This window comes from Rickettsia sp. MAE-05, from assembly GCF_057319745.1.
Map to the genome: position 1 here is coordinate 154,583 of NZ_JBLTIO010000001.1, position 22,746 is coordinate 177,328.

The following is a 22,746-nucleotide window of genomic DNA, read 5'->3' on the forward strand; positions in this document are numbered from 1 at the left end:
ATATTATGAAAATGCAATCAAATGTTATAAAAATAATTATCGTAATTAGCTTATTAATAGGAGTAGGAGCATTATATTTGTTGTTATCTTTAAGAACGCCTGAAAAACCGCTTGCCGGTCAAGTTAATATCTATGAGGATAACGTAAAAATCGGCGGTGATTTTGAACTAATAGACCAAAATGGAGAGATATTTAATAGTGATAAGTTGAAAGACAATTTAAGCCTCATTTATTTTGGATTTACTAGTTGTCCTGATATATGCCCAACCTCTCTAAATAAAATGACGGAGATTGTAGAAATTTTAAATAAACATAAAATAGATATTCTACCTGTTTTTATCACTATTGACCCAAAACGTGATACTCCTATAGTACTTAAAGAATATCTAAAACATTTTCATCCGAAATTTATAGGTCTTACCGGTAACGAGCAGCAAATAAAAGATGTAACCGATAAATTTAAAGTTTTCTATGCTCGTGTAAATGGTGATGATGACGACCCGAACTATATGCTCGATCATTCATCTTTTACCTATTTAATCGATGCAAACGGAAAATATCTGAAACATTTCTATTTAGATTCTTCACCTAAGGAAATTATGGAGTTTTTGAAAGGCAATTAATGAGTAACTATATATTAACTGCATATTTATTTACTTTTTTAGTTTTAGCAATATTACTAGGCTTAAGCTTCTTAAATTACAAATTATTGAAAAATGCAAAAGAGAGTAAGAAATAGATTAATAACAATAATTATTTGTTTCTGCTCTGCAGCTCTTGGAATTAGTATAATACTTTACAATTTAGAGAAAAATATAGTATTTTTTTTGCCACCATCAAAAATTAATGAAATAGAACAAGGAAAAGAGTTAAGAGTCGGCGGTCTTGTTAAAATAGACTCAATAAATAAAATTGCTGCTGATAAGATAAGTTTTGTTATTACCGATAATATTAAGGATTTCGAAATATTATATCAAGGTGTACTCCCTGCTCTATTTCGTGAAGGACAAGGAATTATTGCCATAGGGCAATTATCGGACGGAAAATTTATAGCAAGACAATTACTTGCAAAGCATGATGAGAATTATAGACCTCCGAGTTAAAGCACTCGGTGTCATACCGTGGCTTGACCACGGTATCCATAAAAACAACTTAAATTACAGGTTGTTTAAATATTTTTAACTGGATGCCGTGGTCAAGCCACGGCATGACAAAAACAAAATAAAAAACATGTTTATAGATAAAATCAAAGCAAAAGCAAATAATGACGAAATAAACGTAATTATCGAAATTCCGATGAATAGCGGTCCAATCAAATACGAATTTGACAAAGAATCAGGAGCGGTTTTTGTTGATCGCTTTATGCAAACTACCATGAGCTATCCGTGTAATTACGGCTTTATTCCTCATACTCTTTCAAATGACGGTGATCCTGTAGACGTACTTGTCGTAGCTCATCATCCGGTAGTGCCTGGGTCGGTTATAAAATGCCGAGCAGTCGGCGTATTAATGATGGAAGACGAATCGGGGCTTGATGAAAAAATAATCGCAGTACCGACTTCTAAACTCGATATTACTTTCGATCATATTAAAGAATTAGATGATTTATGTGAAATGCTAAAGAAACGTATCGTGCATTTCTTTGAGCATTATAAAGATTTAGAAAAAGGTAAATGGGTTAAAGTTACCGGATGGGAAAATAAAGCAAAAGCGGATAGTTTGATTAATGAAGGAATAGATAGGGCTAATAGCCAGTTGTAACAGGATTTAGAGGCATTGCTGCATGGCTCTTCCGATTATGTCATTCTTAGCAACGGCGGGAATCCATTAAAGTAAAGCTTTTTAAAAGCTTTACTTTAAAAAAACTATATAATAAAAAATTTTTAAAATTAAAGATTTTTTAGCATGGATCCCTGCTTTCGCAGGGATGACATCCAGTGAGACTCGCCTTAAGTTGACACCCATGAGCACAGGCAGGAATGACATCAGGAAAATTTAAGATAAAAAATAAACAGTGACCGACTTCTTACATAACGTAGCTAATAAAGAGGAATTTGAAGGAAACACGGAAGCGCATGCCACCGCAGCGTACACTTTAGTACGTGAGGATGCGAGTACCGGATTGACGCACAAATTACCTTTAGAAGCAAGTTATGCAGGAAGTCGATTATTTCGTTCAGGGGTCGTAGTAGCTTTTTTCACATTAATTTCTCGCATATTCGGGCTTGTGCGTGAACAATTTATCGCATCATTATTTGGCTCTACCCCTATGGGTGATAGCATTAATGTTGCTTTTAAACTACCGAATCTATTTAGAAGAATTTTTGCAGAAGGAGCATTATCAAGCGTATTCATTCCTATTTATAATGAAAAAATGCTTATTTCTAAGAAAGCCGCTAATAATTTTTCAGGCGAGGTATTTACCCTTCTACTTCTGACATTAATAGTAATAATAGCATTAATGCAAATCTTCATGCCACAATTAATGCTGTTTATTGCTCCTGGATTTCACGGTAAAAAAGAAAAATTTGAGCTTACGGTATTTTTATGCCGAATTACAATACCTTATTTAATATTTGTTTCATTAACGGCTCTACTTGGCGGAATATTAAACTCTGTAAAAAAATTCGCTGCATTTGCTTTTTCACCGGTTATTTTAAGTGTATGCGTAATAATTTTTACTTTAACATTTGATAATTATATAGAGTCTACTATCTCGATTAGCTTATCTTTAATAATTGCCGGAATATTACAAGTTTCTTTTATGTTTGTCTGTGTGAAAAGAGCGGATTTAAACTTTCCGATAATTTTTAACCCAAGCGATCCCGATGTAAAAAAGCTTTTGATTAATATGGGACCGGCAACCATTAGCTCCGGCGTACAGCAATTAAATCTTTTCATATCCCAATCTATTGCTAGCTTTATTGAAGGTGCTATTTCTATATTATCTTATGCCGACCGGATATATCAATTTCCTTTATCGATAATAGGTACTAGCTTCTCTACTATATTGCTACCTGAACTGTCAAAAATCTATAAATCAAATGATATAGTAGCTGCAAAAAAAATACAGAATAACGCTATTAGAATGGGGCTATTGTTATCATTGCCTGCAACATTTGGTATTATAATTCTATCTCATCCGATTATTAATATAATTTATGAAAGGGGAGTATTCACGAGCCAAGATACTACAAATACAGCCGAGACTATTTCTGCATTTGCACTCGGACTTCCTGCTTTTATTTTGGCAAAAATTTTAACTCCTATTTTTTACGCTAACGGAGATACTAAAACACCGCTCAAAATAACCTTATTTTCAATAATAATTAATACCGGTATGAATCTATTATTAATGGATTCGTTGAAACATATTGGTATTGCAGTTGGTACATCTATTGCAGCTTGGTATAATCTAGGTTTATTATATAGCTATACTACAAAACAAAATAAGCTACATATAGAAGCAGGTATAAAGCTTTTCTGTGGTAAAATTTTGTTATGCTGCATAACAATGTCTATCATCATTGCTTTAATAAAATATTATTATTTAGAATATTTTTATTCGGAATATTTATTGATTAAAGTTTGCATGCTAGGGGGTACAATTGCAGTTGGAATGGGAGCATTTTTCGGCACGGCATATTTATTAAAAGTGGTCAATTATGATAATAACAAGAAATAAGCACCAATCAAATTATCAGGATTTGCTAAAAACCTTAGCTATTATAGCCATGATTATTGATCATGTTGGTTTATATCTATATCCTGAATTAACTATTATGCGAATTATAGGTCGCACGGCTATGCCGATATTTTGCTTTTTTGCCGGTTATAATTTTCATGATAAGCCAAAAACCCATATAATAATATTCGGTGTTTTATTACAAATATATACTACTGTACTATTTAAACAGTTTCTTACTACAAATATTCTAATCTCTATATATTTAGGGCAATGGTATATTTATTATTTTCGTAATTCTTTAACTCACTTTCTCTATAGCGGTTATTGTCATGTAATTATAATGGTAATATTATGGTATATTAGCTGGGCTTTGATTGATTACGGGACTCTTGTAATTGCTATAATGATACTTGGATTTATTTCAAAACATGAGCAGACAAATCTAAAACTTTGCTGCTTTATAGCAATTTTTGCTTCTTTCGTGCATTCAACTCTTTTTACTCTTGCAATTTCCTTTAATGAGTTTAATTTTTCAAATACTGAATTAATTTTAGATCTCATCTTCTTAATGATTACCTATACATTAATGATACTAAAAGATTACTCACAAAAAATACCGATAAATTTAAAATGGATAAGCCGAAATGCTTTATATATTTACTGCATACAAATTATAATCTTACAATTTATATTTATCTATAAATACACATATGGTTTTAAAAATTGGTAAGTAAATACTAATAATTAGTGACAGTGCTCCTAGATTAATATTAATATGATTTAGATAATATTAATATTACTTATATGGATTTAATAGATCATCTAATTTCGGATAATGAACAATATAAAGAGCAATTCAGAAAAAACAAACTATTTGAAATTAAGTTAGATAGTACCCTACAAAAAAATAAATTTCTTAAACATTTTAGGATTTGGTCAGACGAATTTCAAAAAATGGTATTAGCAAGAGTAGTATTTTCTGAAACAAAAGAATTTAAACAACTTTCATGGGAGCATCTTACCGATGAATTTGGACATAATATAGAATTATCCCAAAATCCAGAAAATAATGAAGGAACTACAGATTCTATTTTTGAGGCCTTAGGTTCTTGGTTTACACTAAAAATGATGACTCTTGGAGATAGTGAAAGAGCCGTCCTTGTCCATTTAGTAATAGAGTCTTGTGCTACTATATTCTATGAAAAACTAGGATCAATATTTTTAAATCATAAGTCAGCAAAACATTTCAAAACACATATGCATCTTGATCCCAAACATGAACAAATGGGAATAGATTTATTAAAACAAATAAATATTAATGATTCTTCTCTACTCACTATCCAAAAAAAAGGCTGGGATATGATTGATACTCTATTTACTAGACTTGCTGAAATTACACAGGACTAATTGGATAATAGGGTATCAGTAAATAAATTTTCACCGAATATTATAAATAGCAAAGATAAAAACTAATTAATTGACATTTAAATCCATTATATGTATATCACTAAGGCTTATTTACATATTAAAAATTTTTAATATGTAAGCTATATGAATATTAAACAATATTAATGGATTAAGTTATGCCAATACTCCGCGTACTAACAGCAACACCAAAAAGCATTTTTAGTAAACTTAATACGATTTAGCTACTACTATACGTGCTTATAATGCTGTAAATATACCCCCTAGATGAAGCTTTCAAAACTTCATTACAAAATAATTCTTACAAAACTGCAAAACTACTACTTTCATCAGGTCAACTTAATCTTAATTATAAGGACGCCGAAGGAAATTCAGTTTTAATGAATATACTTCAATCACAAAATACTCCTCTACTAAAAAATTATTTTAGCAAGGCAAAAGTAGAGACTGATTTTAAATTATTTCCTTTAATACCTAATAATAGCGGTCATACAATTTATGAGATTGCTGCTGCAACAAAGGATCAAAAAGTTTCAAAAATTCTTCATAATAAAATAGCAGAGCTTTATGATCTTAATAAAATAGAAACCCAATCTTTAGTAAATTTAGATTCACCACCCGATTACAATTCGGTTTACTATAATTCTAACACGGGATATCCTACACAAGAGCTAGAAGCAATTGGAGAAATGCTATCAGCCCCATCAGATCAAGAATAGGAAATAATACTAATAGTAGTTTTTTTAGATATCGTGGTCAAGCCAGCCTTGTTGCATGGCTAGGTTTTTCTGTCATTGCGAGAAGAATTACATAGTAATTTGACGAAGCAATCCAGTAAAAAATTCTGTAAATCAGAATTTTTTTATTATTTTAGCTGGATTGCCGTGCTCCCTACGGTCGCTCGCAATGACGATTAGGAAGCCATACCACAATGCCAAACAGTGACATATTTAAATTAAACCAGCTCACTTAGTTGCGTTTTGGCGAAGAGCTTTATCTGAAAGTTAACAAAATTTAAATTACCTTTTGAACCTATTTCTGCAAATTTATGAGCTTTAAGTAATAGATCATAATCTTTCGCCAAATCAGCAAAGAAAAACTCCATTTCACCACTTTGTTTTACTCCTAAAATCTCACCGCTACCTCGAAGTTTTAAATCCTGCTCAGCGATATAAAACCCATCATTAGTTTGTTTCATTATCTCAAACCTACCTCGTGCAACTTTTCCAAGCCTTTTAGGATTATAGAGCAATATGCAATATGACTGCAAAGAGCCTCGCCCTACTCTACCTCTAAGCTGATGAAGCTGAGCGAGACCAAACTGCTCAGCGTTTTCGATAACAATTAAAGTTGCTTCAGGTACGTCTATTCCGACTTCAATAACAGTTGTTGCAACTAATATCTTAATTTCACCTTCCTTAAACTGCCTCATTATTTGGTCTTTCTGCTCGTTCTTCATCTTACCATGAATAATACCGGTATAACCTTGGTATATATTCTCAATCGAATTAAAACGACTACCCACATCCATCAATAAACTATCCTCTTGCTCCTCCCGTGTCATAACAGAGTTCTCTCCCTGCTCTATCAACGGGCATATCCAATATACCCGCTCACCTGCTACAAGCTTCTTATTTATCGCTTCGATAATATGTTCTATCTTATTAACTGACATGGTGTTCGTAGCGATAGGCAAACGATTTTTCGGCTTACCCATTAGCTTTGAGATAGTCATATCACCAAACATAGTAAGTGCAAGACTCCGAGGAATCGGTGTTGCAGTCATAACTAAAACATCGGGATTTACTCCTTTATTTATTAGATTCAAACGCTGCTGCACTCCAAATCTATGCTGCTCATCAATCACTATATAACCTAGCTTCTTAAAACTTACTTTCTCTTGAAATAACGCATGAGTACCAACTAATATATCAATCTCACCGTTTTCAAGTTGTATCATAATATTTTTACGAGCTGCCCCGAGTATCTTACCTGTAAGTAATGAGACTCTTATATTAGTATTTTTTAAGGCTTTAACAAAAAACTCGTAATGCTGATTGGCAAGTAAATCGGTTGGAGCCATAAGCGTTGCTTGAAACCCTGCCTCCACCGTGTTTACCATCGTCAGCAGAGCTACCAAAGTTTTACCGCTGCCAACGTCACCTTGCAATAACCTCATCATTTCTACTTTATCGCTTTGCTCAAGCTCTATTTCTTCTATGACTTGCTTTTGATAGGAAGTTAGCTCAAACCCCAGCTCATTTAATATATTTGCTTGTATAGCTACAGCTTTAGGATAAATATTACCTTGTTTTCCGGCAATTTGCATACGTACATTAAAAAGAGATATTTGATTAGCGATAAGTTCTTTGGCGGCTAGTTGTTTTTTGGCGTTAGCATATAAATCGTCATTGCGAAGCCCCATCATGTCATTCCCGCGAAAGCGGGAATCTATTACTTTTTTTTCTGGATTCCCGCTTTCGCGGGAATGACATAAGGGGCGGGAATGACATAAAGAGTGCAACATTTTCAAATTCTGCAATATAACATCTAAGTAATCCCTTACCTCTTTATCTTCCACCGCTTTACACTTATCTTCAAATATCTCTATTGCTTTTATGATATATGAATATAGCTGCTTGTTACTCAGTAAATATGTCAGGGAATAAATCGGCTCTATTTCCTTTGCAAGCTTAGGATTAGTAATAAATTCAGGATGTGAAATCTGCAAATAATGATCAAAAAATTGTACTTTCCCGCTAACAATATGAGAAGTACCTACTTTTAATTTGTTGAAGATGAACGGAGGGGGCTTATGAAAAAACACTAATAACAACGAACCGGTATCATTGCTAGCCGTAATCTTTAACGGCTGATTGCTTTTTTTCGGTAAATTAATGCTCTCAATTATAATTTCCGTTTGGATTATTTCGCCGTCTCTAACTTCGGTTAAATTAGGCGATAATATTTTATTTTGATATGAAACGGGTAAATAAAATAATAAATCCCGAATATTGTTAATACCGAGCCTCTTAAGAGCTGAGACGGTATCTTCACGAATACTAATGAACGTTTTTACAGGAGCAAATAAAAATTTTTCTAGAATAGTTAGCATATATTTTAAAGAATCTAAGAGTCTGTCGGTAAATAAATATTAATTAGTAATTAAAGAGCTTTTTTAGCGAAAATTAATGAGATTTTTGCAGGAATAGTTATTCATATTTCAAAAAAATCTTATAATTTGCAGCAAAAAAGAACTTAATTACCGGTTAATATTTATTTACCGACAGACTCTAATATATTCTAAATTATTTTGCTAAGAAAATTAATAAGAATTTTTAGTTTACATGATTATATTTGTTTGCTATTTTACAAAAAAATTAAATGGAGATTAATATGTTAACTAATCAACAAGAAAATTTAGATCTTGTATTATTACAGAATACAGCTAAAAAATTAGGAAGTAATTTCCAAAAAGCAATGGATGAAGATAATGTAGAAGATTTAAAAAAATTAATGTTTGAAATGATTGATTTTATCAATATGTCAAGTATACAGCCTAACTTTAATATAATATTAGATGAAAAAAGCCTTATAAAAATCGCTAAACTTGCTCCTATCACCTCCCTAGCTTTTCTTACTAAGATATGTTTACCCTCAGAACAATCACACTCCTCTATTATATACAAAGCTTTAACAGATTGTATCCAATCTCAAGAAATAACAGGGACTCAAACTTTAGTATCATTATTATTCCGCTTAACAGGTAATGACATTAAAGATGATAATAAATACCTTTATGAAGGGATGAAAACAGGAAATATAGAAATAGTAAAGAATCTGTTAAGCTATATTAACTTAGATCAAGAGGCATTTAATATAGCTATGGAGAAAGGAGGAGCAATTAAAGATTTTATATGTCAAAGAGATGAAAAACTCTACCATGGTGGATTTTTTAAGCAATATCTCGCCAGCGAAACACAAGTAGATATTACAGGGAATTCAGAAAGTCATCCGGAATAAATATACTAAAGCCGTCATTGCGAGGAAATTACAAAGTAATTGACGAAGCAACCTCAGGCAAAACTCCTGAGATTGCCACGCTCCCTACGGTCGCTCGCAATGACGGAAAAACCAGTCCCACACAGGCAATGCCGCTTCACAATGACGTTTTTTGCAATGCTTATAAATCTAATTTTAACCCTGCTCTAAGAATAGCTGAGGATTTTAAAGGCATACCTTCGATAAATCCCGCTGTTTTGTAACCGCCTGAGCCTACTATCTTAAATGTTTCATTTAAGCTAAGCTCAAAATTAACTGCCCCAAGTCCGCCTTGTTTACAGCTCTCTTTTAAAGGAGTAGCGGTTAACATTTTAGGTTGATTCCAAAATGCTGCTTCTAAACCTAAACCGACAAAATCAAATGTGACTAAGTTATTAGCTTTAACTCCAACACCGTAAGACTTAAATTTCTGATTTTTGCCGTAATTAAGATTAAGCTGAATATATTTATTATCAACAACAAAATGGTTAACCAAACCACGCTCTAAACCATATGGAGCAAGTATTGCTCTAGTCGCAGGTAAATATTTAACCGGTCCTAATTCAATCATCGGAATATCATTTAAGTTAGTATTCATTACAAATGAATAACCTGAATAAACTAAAAACGGATCAAATAAATCTAAATAAGCATATGAACGAATTTTATTTTTAGTAATATAATTTTTACCATATATGGAGTTAATCGCTTTTACATATGCATTTATATCATTACCGTCTTTATCTTTACCGTCAAACTTAGTACTAAAAATATAACTTGCTTGATCTAGTCTTGTCCATAAATAACCTATACCGTAAGTAGGATTAATTTTGTTACTTGTCATATATCTATCTTTAATATTTTCAGATAACAAATAGCTTGCTTGAATCCCACCTGTATCTATAGCAATTTGCTTATGAACTTGCAAAGAATTAAAATCTTTAGTTTTAAAATATGTTGTACCCTCAAAAGGATCTACTTCATATTTTGTTACTTTTAAGTCAAACTCTCTTGCTCTTGCTCCATGACCGCCTATCTCATGATTACCTACCATAATCCAAGATGTAGCAGTAAATCTTGTAATATAACTTAAGATTTTCATAGCTATATTATCTGAATCGGCAAACATAGCATCATCTAATTGACGATAACCTTCAATCAATGACATAGCAGCATCACTACTTGCTCTTGAGGACATATCTTTATCATAAGTAATTACATAGCTATAATTTTTTTTAGAATTTTCTTGAATTGTCATATCGTCATCAATATTTGATGCAGTTGCTAATACTGATGATGAATATAAAAGACAAGCAGCAATAGTTAAATTTAGTTTATTTAATTTCATAGTATCGTTAATTTTTATTAATCATAAGTAGCTACAATATATACTATTTTAAATTTGTAAAGTATTTTTTTAATATACCAAACTTGTGTATGTCCTTGACTTCTTTTGAAAATCCTCCTAATTTCTTAAATAATAGATATTAAATAATTTTAAATTTATGAATAAAATCTATCTTTCGGCTGAAGCTGCTCTTGAAGGACTTCTTTATGACGGCATGACTATAATGTCGGGTGGATTCGGTCTATGCGGTATTCCTGAAAATTTAATAAATGCACTTCTTAAAAGCAATGTTCAAAATTTAACGATTATAAGCAATAATTGCGGTGTTGATAATTTCGGACTTGGGCTTCTTCTTCAAACTAAACAAATAAAAAAAATGATTTCTTCGTATGTCGGAGAAAATAAGATTTTTGAGCAACAATATCTTGATAAAGTACTTGAGCTTGAATTAAACCCCCAAGGAACTTTAGCCGAACGAATTAGAGCTGCATGTATGGGCATCCCTGCTTTTTATACTAAAACCGGTATAGGTACAATAGTCGAGGAAGGTAAAGAAACAAAGGAATTTAACGGCGAAAAATATATAATGGAAACAGCATTGCAAGCCGATCTTGCTATTATTAAAGGCTTTAAAGCTGATAAAAGCGGCAACGTGGTTTACAATAAAACTGCACGAAATTTTAATGCAGTCATGGCAGGTGCCGCTAAAGTTACAGTTTGTGAAGTAGAGGAAATAGTTGAGGTAGGAGAACTTGACCCTAACAATATTCACACACCTAATATTTTCATACAAAGATTAATAATAGGTGAAAAATATGAGAAACGTATTGAGCAATTAACCGTCAGGGAAAAATAAGATATGGCTTGGAGCCAAGAAGAAATTTATCAAATAGCCGCAGAGGAACTTAAAGACGGATTATATGTCAATCTTGGTATAGGTATGCCTACGCATGTAGCAAATTATATACCTAAAGGAGTGAATGTAATATTTCAAAGCGAGAACGGTATGCTTGGTATGGGACCTTTTCCGTATAAAGGTGAAGAAGACCCTGATTTAATTAATGCCGGTAAGCAAACTATTACTGCTATTCCTGAAAGCAGCTATTTCGATAGTAGCTTTTCATTTGGGATGATTAGAGGTTCGCATGTCGATTTAACTATTTTAGGTGCTATGCAAGTCTCACAAAAAGGCGATCTTGCCAACTGGACTATTCCAGGTAAAATGGTTAAAGGTATGGGAGGAGCTATGGATTTAGTCGCTAATACCAAAAGAGTAGTTATTATAATGGCACATAACGCAAAAGACGGCGGTGCTAAATTATTAAAAGAATGCAGCTTTCCGTTAACAGGTAAAAAAGTAGTTAACAGAATAATTACCGATCTTGGCATTTTTGATATTGATAAAGATGAAATGATATTAGTTAGAAAGGCTGACGATGTTACTATTGAGGAAATAAAGTCTAAAACTGAAGCCGAGTTTATTGTAGGCTTATAGGAGAGGTGTGGTTTCGTATATCAGTAGTTTAGACGTCATTGCGAGGAAATTTACAATAGTAAATTGACGAAGCAATCTCAGGAGTTTGTTATTATTTCATGAGATTGCCACGCAGCCTACGGCTGCTCGCAATGACGATTTAGTTGTAATATTTATATGGAGAATAAAATGGTTAAAGTAGCTATCGTATATTATAGCGGGTACGGTCATACTGCAAAAGTAGCTGAAGAACTACACAAGAGCGTAAAAGAAGCAGGAGCAAATGTTTCTATTATACAAATAAATAAAGACAAACCTGATAATATAGATTGGGATTTATTAGATAATGCGGATGCTATCGTTTTTGGAGTCCCAACGTATATGGGTAGTTTAGCCGGTCCGTTTAAAACATTTATGGATTCTACCTCAGCAAAATGGGCCGAGCAGAAATGGAAAGATAAAATAGCAGCAGCTTTTACTAATTCCGCTTCTTATTCAGGCGATAAGTTATGCAGTATTCAGCAGCTATTTCACTTTGCTATGCAGCATTGCATGATTTGGGTTGGGCAAGCGGAAAGCTCACCCAATTTTGCCGATCATGAGATGCCTGATCCAGATAAAATTAACCGCTTAGGTAGCTGGTCAGGACTTATGACGCAATCTAACCACAAATCCTCTCCTGATATTACTCCTACCGTGGGCGATTTAAAAACTGCTAATTTATTTGGTAAAAGAATAGTTGAAATAACTAAGAAGTTTAAAGGATAGATTTATATGGTGTTTTATGTCATTCCCGCAGAAGCGGGAATCCAAAAAATAACTTTAATACTGCTATAAAATTACTATTAATTGATAAAATAAACCTAAAAAAACAAGTTTTTTATAGGTTTTTACTTCCTTCCTGCTTTCGCAGAAATGACAAAAACCGAGCCATGCAACAAGGCCTACGGCTCCTCGCAATGACGGCCTCTAGTATCCACACAACAAAGCATACTTAAAGATCAACTTCTAACAAATGATGGTTTTTGTGAACTCCTATTACTTAGAATTTTTTGAGCATGCGTAGTCGTTTTAGCATCTCGTTCTCCTCTAGTTTTTAGAGCCTTTGGTTTATTGCTATTAACACTAGCATCACTCCAGTTACCACTATCGCTTTCACTGCCACTACTGCTACTACTATCACTCATCTCCATAGCAACTCTTCGTGCTAAAATTGATGCAACTCCATTAGGTTTGCTAACATTCTGAGCAGGCTTACTATGCGAATGTGCAACCGGTTTTCCTGTATTAGGATCAAACTCAACTTTTCTTAGTTTGTGTTCACCTCTTATAGACTGCAGCAATAAGTCTCTAGAATCTTGTGTCTTAACATCCGTTTTTTCAACTTTTCTTAGATTTTTTGGTCCTGCTATTTCTCTCATTAAATCAGAAGTATCTATAGAAGGACGTGGTTGATTTTCCGGTTTTTTAACCGTAGTAGTAATTCCTACAGGTTTAGATAATGTCTCAGTCTGAGCCGGAGCCATAGTAGGCATAGGCGGTGGTGGCGGCGGAATGTTATTTTTCGATAAAGGAGGTGGCGGCGGTGGTGGTGGAATGTTATTTTCCGGCAAAGGGGGTGGTGGTGGAGGTGGTGATGGAATATTATTTTGTGATAAAGGAGGCGGCGATGTTACACTATTTTCCAAAGGTTTAGCTAGGGACGAATTTGCTAATATTGGCTCCTTTTTTGAAGTCATATGATTTGCAAGATTACTTACTATCTTTTGTAACTCCTCATTGTCAGGCAACTTTGCAATTATATCATTAATATTTCTTTCCTTATTTTCAATTAATTCCTCAAATTTATGCTTCGTTTTATATAATTGTTCATCAATCTTTCTAATTGTTCTAGTATTACTTTCTTTGTTTTTTGCTAAAACCTGCTCACTATTATTTATAAAAACATTTTTAACATTTTGCCAAATATTATTTAATTTTTCAAAAAATGTATAAGGTATTTCTTCCCTAATTTCAGCAACCTGTTTTTGTATTTCCTTAAGTTCTTTGATATTAGAATTCTCAGATATTAAATTTTGGATGTTTTGTTTTGTAGCATTTAAAGAATTATATTGTTTCTCTAGTTCTTCAGCCTTAATGAATTGTAAAGGATTTGTCATATTTAGAGTTGAAAATCTTTCAGGTTTACTCTTATAACTAAAATATACTTCCGATAGTCTTTCTCTTTGTTCTTTAGATAAATCTTTCTTTGTTAAATCCTTAAAATTTTTTTCGATTTCTTCTTGTAATTCTTGCTTTAAAGGTGCAGATTTTTCCGCTATATTATATATCTTATTATCAATATCTTTTAATATTTTGTTATTATACTTTATTGCTTCATTTGTTAACTGTTCTTCACTTTTTACAAAAATATACTTTACATTAGAAACTGTTTTTACAAGTCTTTTAAACCAAGGCAACGATCTATTATGTTCTTTTTCTAGTTCTTTAGTTTCATTTTGTATTTCAATTAAACCTTGCAACTTCTTATTTTGTTCGCATAATTCATTTACTTGGCTTAATATAGTATTTAAAGCATTATTTTCTTGTGCTAATAATTTATTTATATCTATTTCTCTAGCCACGCCATACACCTACTATAAATTAATGTTGGCATTATAGTAAATTTCTTGTACAAAAGCAAAGGGAAAGTTAATTTATGTTAATATATTCTCAATAAATGAGAAGTAGATAGACGAAGTTCAACTTGGAAAAGAGCAAGAAGTTTGTAAGCCGAGGAGCGGAGCGTATAATAAACGTTCAGCATCCGAGGACTTACAAAGACGACGCAGCCAATTTTTCAAGTGGGACGAGTATATCATTAACGTAATTTTAAGGATGATAAGCCTATAAGAGCAAATATAACTGAAATAATCCAAAATCTTATTACGACTTTTGATTCTGCCCAACCGTGTTTTTCAAAATGATGATGGAGCGGTGCCATTTTAAATATTCTTTTTCCTTTAGTAGCTTTGAAATAATATACCTGTAAAATTACGGATGCAGTTTCAATAACAAACAAGCCGCCGACAATAGCTAAAACTATTTCATGCTTAGTAATGATACTAATAATGCCAAGTACACCACCAAGACTTAGACTACCGGTATCGCCCATAAAAACTTCTGCCGGTTGTGCATTAAACCACAAGAATCCAAGACAGCTACCGACTAACCCCGCACATAACACCGTTAACTCTCCGGTATTCGGTATATAAGTTAGCTGTAAGTAGTTCGAGTAAATTAGATTCCCTACTAAATAACTTATTAAAGCAAAAGAACCGGCAGTAAAAGCAATAGGAACGGTAGCAAGACCATCAAGCCCATCCGTTAGATTCACGGCATTAGAAGAGCCGACTATAACAAATATAGCAAAAACTATATAAAAATAACCAAGATCCAAACTTAAATTTTTAAAAAACGGTACGTTAAGTAAATGACTTGGATTTTTATCTAGATATTCTAGTAAAACACATATAATTAAGCTAATAATTCCTTGCAGTAAAAGCTTACTTTTTCCCCTTACCCCGTAATGGTTATTTTTAGTTACCTTAGCATAATCATCCATAAATCCTATAATACCGAAGCTAATAAAACCAAATAACGTAATCCAAATATATTTATTAGTTAAATCAGCAAGTAATAAAGTAGAAAGACAACTAGACAAAATAATCATAATGCCTCCCATTGTCGGAGTACCTGCTTTTGTTTGATGCGATTCAGGTCCGTCTGAGCGTATAGGCTGACCGTTTTTTTGAAGAGATCGCAGAAATTTTATTAATATCGGACCCGTGATAAAGCTAAGGCTTAGAGTTATAATAATAGCAAGACCGCTACGAAAAGTAATATAGTGAAATAAATTAGCTATATGTGAATTATGAATGTGAGGAAGTAAAAGATTATATAACATTTGTAGATTTAAATTAAAAAGTATATTTTGATGTTGTTCTTATTGCATAAAATCGTCATGAGCTACGCAGCCATAGGCTGCGTGGCAATCCCATGAAGTAATAACAAACTCCTGAGATTGCCGCGTCGAAACTATGTTTCTCCTCGCAATGACGTTAAAACTAAACCACACAACATTAAAAATATCCTAGTGTATTTATTTATAATAATCAACAATCTTATCAAGTTTTACACCTCTTGACCCTTTTATTAGGATAAGCTCATTACTTTCAAATAAATCCGTGATATGCGTAATTAATTCATCAACATTTTCAAAGTATTTTTTAGCTATTTTGGGAGGTAGTAAATCATAAATATATTTAGTATTTACTCCTACTAAATAAACTTTAGAACAACCGGCATCTAATATATAAGGTACTAGCTCCTCATGTAACCGTTTAGAATTTTCCCCAAGCTCCAGCATATCGCCTATTATAGCAGTTTTATTTTCAGCAGGTACTTGTTTTAAATATTCTAATGCAGCTTTCATTGAAGCAGGGCTTGCATTATAGTAATCACAAATTATACGAGAGTTTTGTATATTGATAATTTCCCCTCTTCCCTTGTTAGGAGGAATATTTGCCAAGTGATTTGCAGCTATCTCTATATCTTTACCTAATATATCGATAATTAAAAGTATAGCTGTATAATTTTCGGCAAAATGCCTAGGAATGAACGGTATAGTTACACTTAAGGACTTATTATTTATCTTATACTTTAAATAAACTTGCTCTCCTAGGTTCTCATATAAAACTAATTGTGCAGGTGTATTATGCGATATGCCGAAGTTATATACTCTATTAATAGAGAGATTTTTTAATATCGATAATATTTTGTTATAGCAATTAGTATCAGCATTAATAACAGCAATATCATTCTTGCTAAAATTTTCAAAAATCTCACATTTAGCTTCAGCTATCTCTTCAAGCGAGTTAAAAAATTCTAAATGAGCCTCCGAAATATTGGTAATCATAGCAATATTCGGCTTTAATATTTGAACTAGCTCCCTTATTTCGCCTTTATGATTCATGCCAAGCTCAAAAATGGCATATTCCGTATCATCAGCCATTGATGCAAGATTAATTAGTAACCCCAAATGGTTATTAAAGTTACCTCGACTCGCAAAAACTAGAGAATCATGTTGCAATAATATTTTCAGTGCTTCTTTAGTGGAGGTTTTACCGACACTACCGGTTATAACTATAAATTTAGCCTTTGAATTCTCTCGTTTATACAAAGCCATTTTTTGTAGAGTCTCAAAACAATCATCAACTAGGATAATTTTATCTTTATCATTTATCTCTACTTGCTTACTAACAATTACGGCTGCCGCTCCTTGATCTATTGCATCTAGAACATAATCGTGACCGTCTCTATTACCTTGAAGTGCTATAAATAAATCACCTTTTTTAACGTCTTTGGAGTTAAATTGCACTTCATTACAATTGATAGAATTAGAGATTGTTATAGCTAGTGCTTTACTTAGCGTTTCAGAGTTCCAAATCATATGTTTTTGTTGTGTATTTTTATTGTCATTGCAAGAAGGTCTTGTTGCGTGGATGCTCAACCCGTCATTGCGAGCAGCCATAGGCTGCGTGGCAATCTCAGGATTTTGGCATGAGATTGCCGCGTTAAGGCTTCGCCTTTCCTCGCAATGACGTTAGTTTCCTCACAATTTCAGCATCATCAAAAGGTAATTTCTTATCGCCTATAATTTGGTAATTTTCATGACCTTTGCCGGCAATTAATAAGATATCATCTTGCTTTAAATTATTTATAGCATATTTAATAGCTTCTTCTCTATTTGCTATTTCCGTATAATCCGCTTTCTCTATACCGCTTATGATTTCGGCTCTGATCAGTTTTGGATCTTCATGACGTGGGTTATCATCGGTAATTATGACGTTATCAGCGAGTCTTGCGGCTATCTGCCCCATAAGACTTCTTTTTGTCTTATCACGATTACCGCCACAACCAAAAACTACGTTTAGCCTACTATCACGTAATTTAACATTTTTCAGTTCCGTTAAAGCTTTTTCAAGAGCATCCGGAGTATGGGAATAATCAACAAAAATATTAGTGCCGTCTATTCGCTCCATTCTACCTTTTACCGGTTTAACTTTTGCTAAAGCGTCTATTATCTCATCAAAAGCAAATCCGGTGTAATGTACAGTAAGGGCAGCAATTAATAAATTGCTAGCCTGAAAACTACCAATTATAGAGGTATTAAAACTACATTCTCTATTATTGAATATAAAATTAATATTTTGTCCTTTTAAAGAACCATTGATTTTAGTTATTTGTACATCACCTTTTTTTCCAACAGTGATAAATTTAATATTATGATTATGTAAATAATCTTTAACGAACTCTATTTCTTCTATATCGGAATTTAATATTGCAATGCCGCTTGGTAATAAATGCTCGGTAGACATCTTCCCAAACTTCGCTTCTAGAAGTAATTTAGACGTCGTTCCGGTACTCGCATCCTCACGTACTAGTGTGTACGCTGTGGTGCTGTGTTCCGTGTCTCCTTTAAATTCCTCTCTATAAGCTGGTTTAAAAAGATGTCTAGTAAATAATTTCAGTTTGGCTAATAAATAATTTTCTTTTGTATGGTGATAATCTAGATGATCCTGACTAAAGCTAGTAAAACATGCGATATTTACTTTTGTTTCACCAAGTCTTGCTTGTTCAAGACCATGGCTAGAAGCTTCAAAAGCTAAATATTCTATATTGTTTTCAGCTAAATTATGAGCAATTTTTCTAAAGCTTAAATAATCCAAAGTTGTTAATTCAGGTACATCATTTATAAGATTATCACAGCCGAATATCTCTACCCCTATTGTACCTATAGATGCAGCTTTCTTCCCAAGCAGTGAGTATGTTTGAGCTATATAGGATACTACCGAGCTTTTACCGTTAGTACCGGTTACGGCTATTAGATTCTTTGGTTTTTTAGGATAGAATATTTCTATGGCTTCATATAAAGCTGCCTGTACATCTTCTACGTAAATTACTTTATCATCTATAATAGTATTTTTCTTATTGTCTGTAATTACTAATGCTACCGCCTGATTTAAAACCTCATTTATAAAATCATTTCCATCAACATTTTGTCCTTTAATCGCAAAAAAGACGTCTTTATCCTTAACGGTTTTAGAATTAATCGACAAACCTTTTACTTTATGTTGTTGAAATAATTGTTTTAGGTTATAGGGCATGTTTATTACGTTAAAAAAGTGTTATCGTCATTGCGAGAATCGGTTTTTCCGTCATTGCGAGGAAAAATTGAAAATTTTGACGAAGTAATCTCAGGAGTCCTACTTTATGAGATTGCAACAATGCTTCGCTCCTCGCAATGACAGTTCTAGTATCCACGCAGGCAATGACGTATTAGGAATGACATCGAGTCTACACCTCCTCTAAACTCCAGAGTAACTGATTCGCCTCAACAATTATATTTTTATCTACTAATTTCTTGATATATACTAATTTATTATCCGGTTTGATTTTTGCCTGATTAGAGTAAGTACTAACGAACTTCAAAATTTTATCGGTCATATCGGCATTTTTATAAAATTTAATCACAAATCCGTTATCTCCTGAATCCAAATTCTCAATATTTAACTTAAAGCATAATAGTTTTATTTTTACAATATCAAGTAAATTATTAAATTCAATCGGTAGTGAGCCGAATCTATCAATCATCTCGTCTTTAAATTTCTCTACTTCTATCTCATTGCTTAAATTACCTATTCTTCTATATAGCCCAAGTTTAAGGGCTGAATCGGATATATAATTATCAGGAATAAAGACGGATAATCCTAAATTAATAGTCGGAATAAAGAGCTGCTCCGAGACAATCGGTTCATCTTTAAAAATAGCTATTTGTTCTTCCAGCATTTCTTGATAAAGCTCCGTACCTACTTCTTTAATTTGTCCTGATTGTTCTTCACCTATCAAATTACCGAAGCCCCGTAAATCCATATCATGACTTGCAATAGTAAAACCTGAGCCTAAAGCACAACTATTTTGTATTATCTCTAAACGTCTTAAGGAGTGCGATGTCATCTTTTTATGACTTGCTACTGTTAGATAGGCATAGCCCCGCACTTTACCTCGACCTATCCGACCACGCAATTGATATAGCTGGCTAAGCCCCAGCATATCGGCCTTATGTATGATCATGGTATTTGCTTCGGCTATATCAATTCCTGATTCTATAATAGTAGTTGAGACTAGTATATCGAATTTACCGGCATAAAACTCGCTCATAACCTCATCAATTTTACTCGGGGTCATTTTTCCGTGAGCTATTTTATAACTTAATTCCGGCACGATTTGTTTTAATTGTTTTTCGATATCCTCTATATCTTTAATTCTTGGAACCACATAAAAGCTTCTTCCACCTCTAAAATGTTCGCGTAATAATGCATCTCTGATAATAACGGGATCAAACGGCATAACCATCGTCCGAACTTCCAACCTGTTTAGAGGCGGCGTTGCAATAATACTAAGTTCTTTTAAACCGGTCATTGACATTTGCAGGGTTCTAGGAATCGGTGTTGCCGACATTGCAAGTACATGGGAAGAGGATTTTAGCGATTTAAGAAATTCTTTTTGACCGACACCGAAATGTTGTTCTTCATCGATTACTAACAATTTCAAATTAAAGAATTTTGTATTTTTGTGTAATAAAGAATGAGTGCCTATTATTATATTTATTTTACCGCTTTCAAGCTCCGATCTTATAATTTTTGCTTCTTTAGCACTAATAACGCTAGATAATTGCTTAATATTTAAACCAAATCCCTTAAACCTTTCTATGAACCTTGAAAAATGTTGACTACATAAAATAGTTGTCGGTACAACTACAGCTACTTGAGGTAAATGTTCATTTAGAAATTTTGCTACCATAAAGACGGCACGCATTGCTACCTCTGTTTTACCAAACCCGACATCACCGCATATTAACCTATCCATTAACATACCGTTTCTCAAGTCTTCTTTAATATCGTTTATAGCGGTTAACTGGTCTTCTGTTTCACTGAAAGGGAAATTAGCACAAAATTTATCATATTCTTCAAGGTCAAATTCAACGGAAGCACTGCTATTAAGTTTCCTTTTAGCTGCTATTTGTATTAAATGCAGTGCTATCTCTTTTATACGGTTTTTAAGTTTCGCCTTACTTCTTTGCCATGAGACGCTGCCAAGCTTATCAAGCTCTGCATTATCATTACCGTATTTTTTTATTACCTCTATATTTTCAACCGGTATATATAATTTATCATTACCGGCATATAAAATCTTTAAAAAATCATGTAGTTTGCCTTTGATTTCTAAAGCTTCTAGCTTTAAAAACTGCCCTATTCCATGATCTTTGTGTACTACAAACTCACCTTCAGCTAAATTATCAAGCTCCAGCAAGATATTTTTAAGCTTTTTGTTAGTGTTTGTAGAGCTAGATTTTTCTTCTAATAATTCGCTAGCGGTAATAAATAAATATTCTTTAGTATAAAAGCTTTGATTTAAAGGAATTATCCCGACATTTATTACTGAATCCTTAGCCTCATCTAATTTATTTATCTCATTATATTTATATTCATAATTTTGGGTGATGCTTTTAATTCTCTCAAGACCGCTTAAAGAAGCTGCACCTATTACGATTTTTTTAGAAGAATGAGCTTTAATAATCTCAAATAATTTATCAAAAACCGTTTTCTTTTCTATAAAGCTTGTAGCAGCTATATTTTCAATTAGAGTTGCTTGCTCAGAATTTTCATAACTAATCAATATATTATTTTTTTGTTCTAGTAATTCCGTTATTTCAGAAGCGGTAAAATATAAGTCAGTCGGTGAAAGGGTGGGATAGAAACTATTAAATTTAAGTTTATTTACCTCTGACCTTGCTGAATAAAAATCGTTATAACTATGCTCAAACTCTAAAATGGCTTGTTTTGATAAATTATCGAATATGAAAATAGGATCGTTTAGGTAATCTACTAAGTTAGAGCAGGAATTATAAAATAATGGAAGTAATTGTTCATATCCTGCGAATTTTCTTCCTGATATCACTGCCTCATATAAAGGATTATCGGTATGATTAACTCCAAAATTTCGTAAGTAATTATTCTTAAAATTACCGATTGTTTCAGAGTTTAAAACTATCTCATTTGCAGGACTAATAACGAGTTCGCTGCAAGATTTAGTTGAAATTTGTGTATCAATATCAAATTCTTTTATTGATTCAATATAATCCCAGCTAAAATTAATTCTATAAGCTTTAGGACCAGGCAATATTATATCAATGATTTCGCCTCTAACCGCAAATTCCCCGACATCAATGCTACTCGCATTTCTTGTAAAACTATTTTCTACTAGAAACATAGCAAGCTCATCCGTAGTAAATTTCATTTTAGGAGATAATTTTAAAAAATATTTAGAAAAAAAATCTTTCGGCGGTAATTTGTTTAATAAGTTCGCTACATGAGTGATGAGTAATTTGCCGTTACTATTATTTGTTGTTAGCTTGGTTAATATTTCTGCACGTCTAGATAAGATATTTGCATTTGGTGACGTATGGTCGTAAGGGATAGTATCATAGCTTGGAAAGTAATAAATATTTTCATTAGAAGAAAAAAATAAAGCTTGCTTGTATAATTGCAACGCTTCATCTTCATTACTGCTACTCAAGATAAAATCTTGCTTGAGATTCTTAGTAAAATTATGGGTTGCAAAGAAAGATTTGGCAGTAGCCGGAAATTTTTGTTGTAACATTCTACA

At 32.8% G+C, this 22,746-nt stretch carries 18 protein-coding genes and 1 pseudogene; 12 read left to right on the plus strand and 7 right to left on the minus strand.

Annotated elements, in window-relative coordinates; translation table 11 throughout:
* Positions 1 to 5 precede the first annotated feature (5 nt).
* The 7 genes from ACNFN7_RS00915 to ACNFN7_RS00945 all read left to right on the plus strand — a co-directional run bounded on the left by ACNFN7_RS00915 (position 6) and on the right by ACNFN7_RS00945 (position 5,832).
* Entirely contained in the window at positions 6 to 623 is a 618-nt protein-coding gene (locus tag ACNFN7_RS00915) for an SCO family protein (protein WP_485440487.1), read from the plus strand.
* Positions 624 to 716: 93 nt separating this feature from the next.
* On the plus strand, positions 717 to 1,103 hold the full coding sequence (ccmE, locus tag ACNFN7_RS00920) for a cytochrome c maturation protein CcmE (protein WP_485440488.1): 387 nt from the start codon (positions 717 to 719) through the stop codon (positions 1,101 to 1,103).
* A gap of 127 nt (positions 1,104 to 1,230) precedes the next feature.
* The gene (gene ppa, locus ACNFN7_RS00925; protein WP_485440489.1) at positions 1,231 to 1,761 is read left to right on the plus strand and encodes an inorganic diphosphatase; all 531 of its coding nucleotides are present in this window, start codon (positions 1,231 to 1,233) and stop codon (positions 1,759 to 1,761) included.
* A gap of 361 nt (positions 1,762 to 2,122) precedes the next feature.
* On the plus strand, positions 2,123 to 3,685 hold the full coding sequence (gene murJ, locus ACNFN7_RS00930; RefSeq protein ID WP_485440858.1) for a murein biosynthesis integral membrane protein MurJ: 1,563 nt from the start codon (positions 2,123 to 2,125) through the stop codon (positions 3,683 to 3,685).
* Entirely contained in the window at positions 3,666 to 4,418 is a 753-nt protein-coding gene (locus ACNFN7_RS00935; protein WP_485440490.1) for a TraX family protein, read from the plus strand. Before murJ ends, ACNFN7_RS00935 begins: the two co-directional genes overlap by 20 nt.
* Positions 4,419 to 4,492: 74 nt before the next feature.
* Positions 4,493 to 5,095 (plus strand): hypothetical protein, encoded by a 603-nt coding sequence (locus tag ACNFN7_RS00940; protein ID WP_485440491.1) that lies wholly within the window; start codon positions 4,493 to 4,495, stop codon positions 5,093 to 5,095.
* Positions 5,096 to 5,493: 398 nt separating this feature from the next.
* Positions 5,494 to 5,832, plus strand: coding sequence for a hypothetical protein (locus ACNFN7_RS00945; RefSeq protein WP_485440492.1), 339 nt, complete (start codon positions 5,494 to 5,496; stop codon positions 5,830 to 5,832).
* A 236-nt stretch (positions 5,833 to 6,068) separates the two neighbouring features.
* Here ACNFN7_RS00945 and ACNFN7_RS00950 read toward each other — a convergent pair whose 3' ends face one another.
* The gene (locus ACNFN7_RS00950) at positions 6,069 to 8,228 is read right to left on the minus strand and encodes an ATP-dependent DNA helicase RecG (protein ID WP_485440493.1); all 2,160 of its coding nucleotides are present in this window, start codon (positions 8,226 to 8,228) and stop codon (positions 6,069 to 6,071) included.
* Between the two features lie 281 nt (positions 8,229 to 8,509).
* On the opposite strand from ACNFN7_RS00950, the gene ACNFN7_RS00955 reads away from it, so the two are divergent.
* The gene (locus ACNFN7_RS00955) at positions 8,510 to 9,136 is read left to right on the plus strand and encodes a hypothetical protein (protein ID WP_485440494.1); all 627 of its coding nucleotides are present in this window, start codon (positions 8,510 to 8,512) and stop codon (positions 9,134 to 9,136) included.
* A 160-nt stretch (positions 9,137 to 9,296) separates the two neighbouring features.
* Here the strand turns inward: ACNFN7_RS00955 and ACNFN7_RS00960 are convergent, their stop codons facing one another.
* Complete coding sequence (locus tag ACNFN7_RS00960; protein WP_485440495.1) at positions 9,297 to 10,502, minus strand: hypothetical protein; 1,206 nt, start codon at positions 10,500 to 10,502, stop codon at positions 9,297 to 9,299.
* A gap of 157 nt (positions 10,503 to 10,659) precedes the next feature.
* On the opposite strand from ACNFN7_RS00960, the gene ACNFN7_RS00965 reads away from it, so the two are divergent.
* The 4 genes and pseudogenes from ACNFN7_RS00965 to ACNFN7_RS00980 all read left to right on the plus strand — a co-directional run bounded on the left by ACNFN7_RS00965 (position 10,660) and on the right by ACNFN7_RS00980 (position 12,744).
* Positions 10,660 to 11,358, plus strand: a complete 699-nt coding sequence (locus ACNFN7_RS00965) for a CoA transferase subunit A (RefSeq protein WP_485440496.1) — start codon at positions 10,660 to 10,662, stop codon at positions 11,356 to 11,358.
* Positions 11,359 to 11,361: 3 nt separating this feature from the next.
* Positions 11,362 to 11,997 carry a 3-oxoacid CoA-transferase subunit B gene (locus tag ACNFN7_RS00970; protein WP_485440497.1) on the plus strand — a complete coding sequence of 212 codons (636 nt, stop codon included), beginning with the start codon at positions 11,362 to 11,364 and terminating at the stop codon, positions 11,995 to 11,997.
* A gap of 168 nt (positions 11,998 to 12,165) precedes the next feature.
* Positions 12,166 to 12,486, plus strand: a pseudogene (locus ACNFN7_RS00975) (flavodoxin family protein); the annotation flags it as partial.
* Positions 12,487 to 12,528: 42 nt separating this feature from the next.
* Positions 12,529 to 12,744, plus strand: coding sequence for a transcriptional regulator (locus tag ACNFN7_RS00980; protein ID WP_485440859.1), 216 nt, complete (start codon positions 12,529 to 12,531; stop codon positions 12,742 to 12,744).
* Between the two features lie 233 nt (positions 12,745 to 12,977).
* Here the strand turns inward: ACNFN7_RS00980 and rickA are convergent, their stop codons facing one another.
* From rickA to mfd, 5 genes are all read right to left on the minus strand, one after another.
* Positions 12,978 to 14,600: an Arp2/3 complex-activating protein RickA gene (gene rickA / locus ACNFN7_RS00985; protein WP_485440498.1), complete on the minus strand. Its 1,623-nt coding sequence runs from the start codon at positions 14,598 to 14,600 to the stop codon at positions 12,978 to 12,980.
* Between the two features lie 236 nt (positions 14,601 to 14,836).
* Positions 14,837 to 15,922: a phospho-N-acetylmuramoyl-pentapeptide-transferase gene (mraY, locus tag ACNFN7_RS00990; protein ID WP_485440499.1), complete on the minus strand. Its 1,086-nt coding sequence runs from the start codon at positions 15,920 to 15,922 to the stop codon at positions 14,837 to 14,839.
* A gap of 195 nt (positions 15,923 to 16,117) precedes the next feature.
* A complete protein-coding gene (locus ACNFN7_RS00995; RefSeq protein ID WP_485440500.1) occupies positions 16,118 to 17,467 on the minus strand; it encodes a UDP-N-acetylmuramoyl-tripeptide--D-alanyl-D-alanine ligase in 1,350 nt (449 codons plus the stop codon).
* 124 nt (positions 17,468 to 17,591) lie between these two features.
* Positions 17,592 to 19,184, minus strand: coding sequence for a UDP-N-acetylmuramoyl-L-alanyl-D-glutamate--2,6-diaminopimelate ligase (locus tag ACNFN7_RS01000; protein WP_485440501.1), 1,593 nt, complete (start codon positions 19,182 to 19,184; stop codon positions 17,592 to 17,594).
* A 190-nt stretch (positions 19,185 to 19,374) separates the two neighbouring features.
* Positions 19,375 to 22,740 carry a transcription-repair coupling factor gene (gene mfd / locus ACNFN7_RS01005; protein ID WP_485440502.1) on the minus strand — a complete coding sequence of 1,122 codons (3,366 nt, stop codon included), beginning with the start codon at positions 22,738 to 22,740 and terminating at the stop codon, positions 19,375 to 19,377.
* Positions 22,741 to 22,746: the final 6 nt, after the last annotated feature.

Bases quoted from the DNA above. Each gene is read 5' to 3' on its own strand.
- ACNFN7_RS00950 (WP_485440493.1), bottom strand. From the start codon at position 8,228: ATGCTAACTATTCTAGAAAAATTTTTATTTGCTCCTGTAAAAACGTTC.
- mraY (WP_485440499.1), bottom strand. From the start codon at position 15,922: ATGTTATATAATCTTTTACTTCCTCACATTCATAATTCACATATAGCT.
- ACNFN7_RS00970 (WP_485440497.1), top strand. From the start codon at position 11,362: ATGGCTTGGAGCCAAGAAGAAATTTATCAAATAGCCGCAGAGGAACTT.
- ACNFN7_RS01000 (WP_485440501.1), bottom strand. From the start codon at position 19,184: ATGCCCTATAACCTAAAACAATTATTTCAACAACATAAAGTAAAAGGT.
- ACNFN7_RS00955 (WP_485440494.1), top strand. From the start codon at position 8,510: ATGTTAACTAATCAACAAGAAAATTTAGATCTTGTATTATTACAGAAT.
- ACNFN7_RS00960 (WP_485440495.1), bottom strand. From the start codon at position 10,502: ATGAAATTAAATAAACTAAATTTAACTATTGCTGCTTGTCTTTTATAT.
- ACNFN7_RS00915 (WP_485440487.1), top strand. From the start codon at position 6: ATGAAAATGCAATCAAATGTTATAAAAATAATTATCGTAATTAGCTTA.
- mfd (WP_485440502.1), bottom strand. From the start codon at position 22,740: ATGTTACAACAAAAATTTCCGGCTACTGCCAAATCTTTCTTTGCAACC.
- ACNFN7_RS00980 (WP_485440859.1), top strand. From the start codon at position 12,529: ATGATTTGGGTTGGGCAAGCGGAAAGCTCACCCAATTTTGCCGATCAT.
- ACNFN7_RS00940 (WP_485440491.1), top strand. From the start codon at position 4,493: ATGGATTTAATAGATCATCTAATTTCGGATAATGAACAATATAAAGAG.
- ACNFN7_RS00935 (WP_485440490.1), top strand. From the start codon at position 3,666: ATGATAATAACAAGAAATAAGCACCAATCAAATTATCAGGATTTGCTA.
- ACNFN7_RS00945 (WP_485440492.1), top strand. From the start codon at position 5,494: ATGAATATACTTCAATCACAAAATACTCCTCTACTAAAAAATTATTTT.
- ACNFN7_RS00995 (WP_485440500.1), bottom strand. From the start codon at position 17,467: ATGATTTGGAACTCTGAAACGCTAAGTAAAGCACTAGCTATAACAATC.
- ccmE (WP_485440488.1), top strand. From the start codon at position 717: ATGCAAAAGAGAGTAAGAAATAGATTAATAACAATAATTATTTGTTTC.
- ppa (WP_485440489.1), top strand. From the start codon at position 1,231: ATGTTTATAGATAAAATCAAAGCAAAAGCAAATAATGACGAAATAAAC.
- ACNFN7_RS00965 (WP_485440496.1), top strand. From the start codon at position 10,660: ATGAATAAAATCTATCTTTCGGCTGAAGCTGCTCTTGAAGGACTTCTT.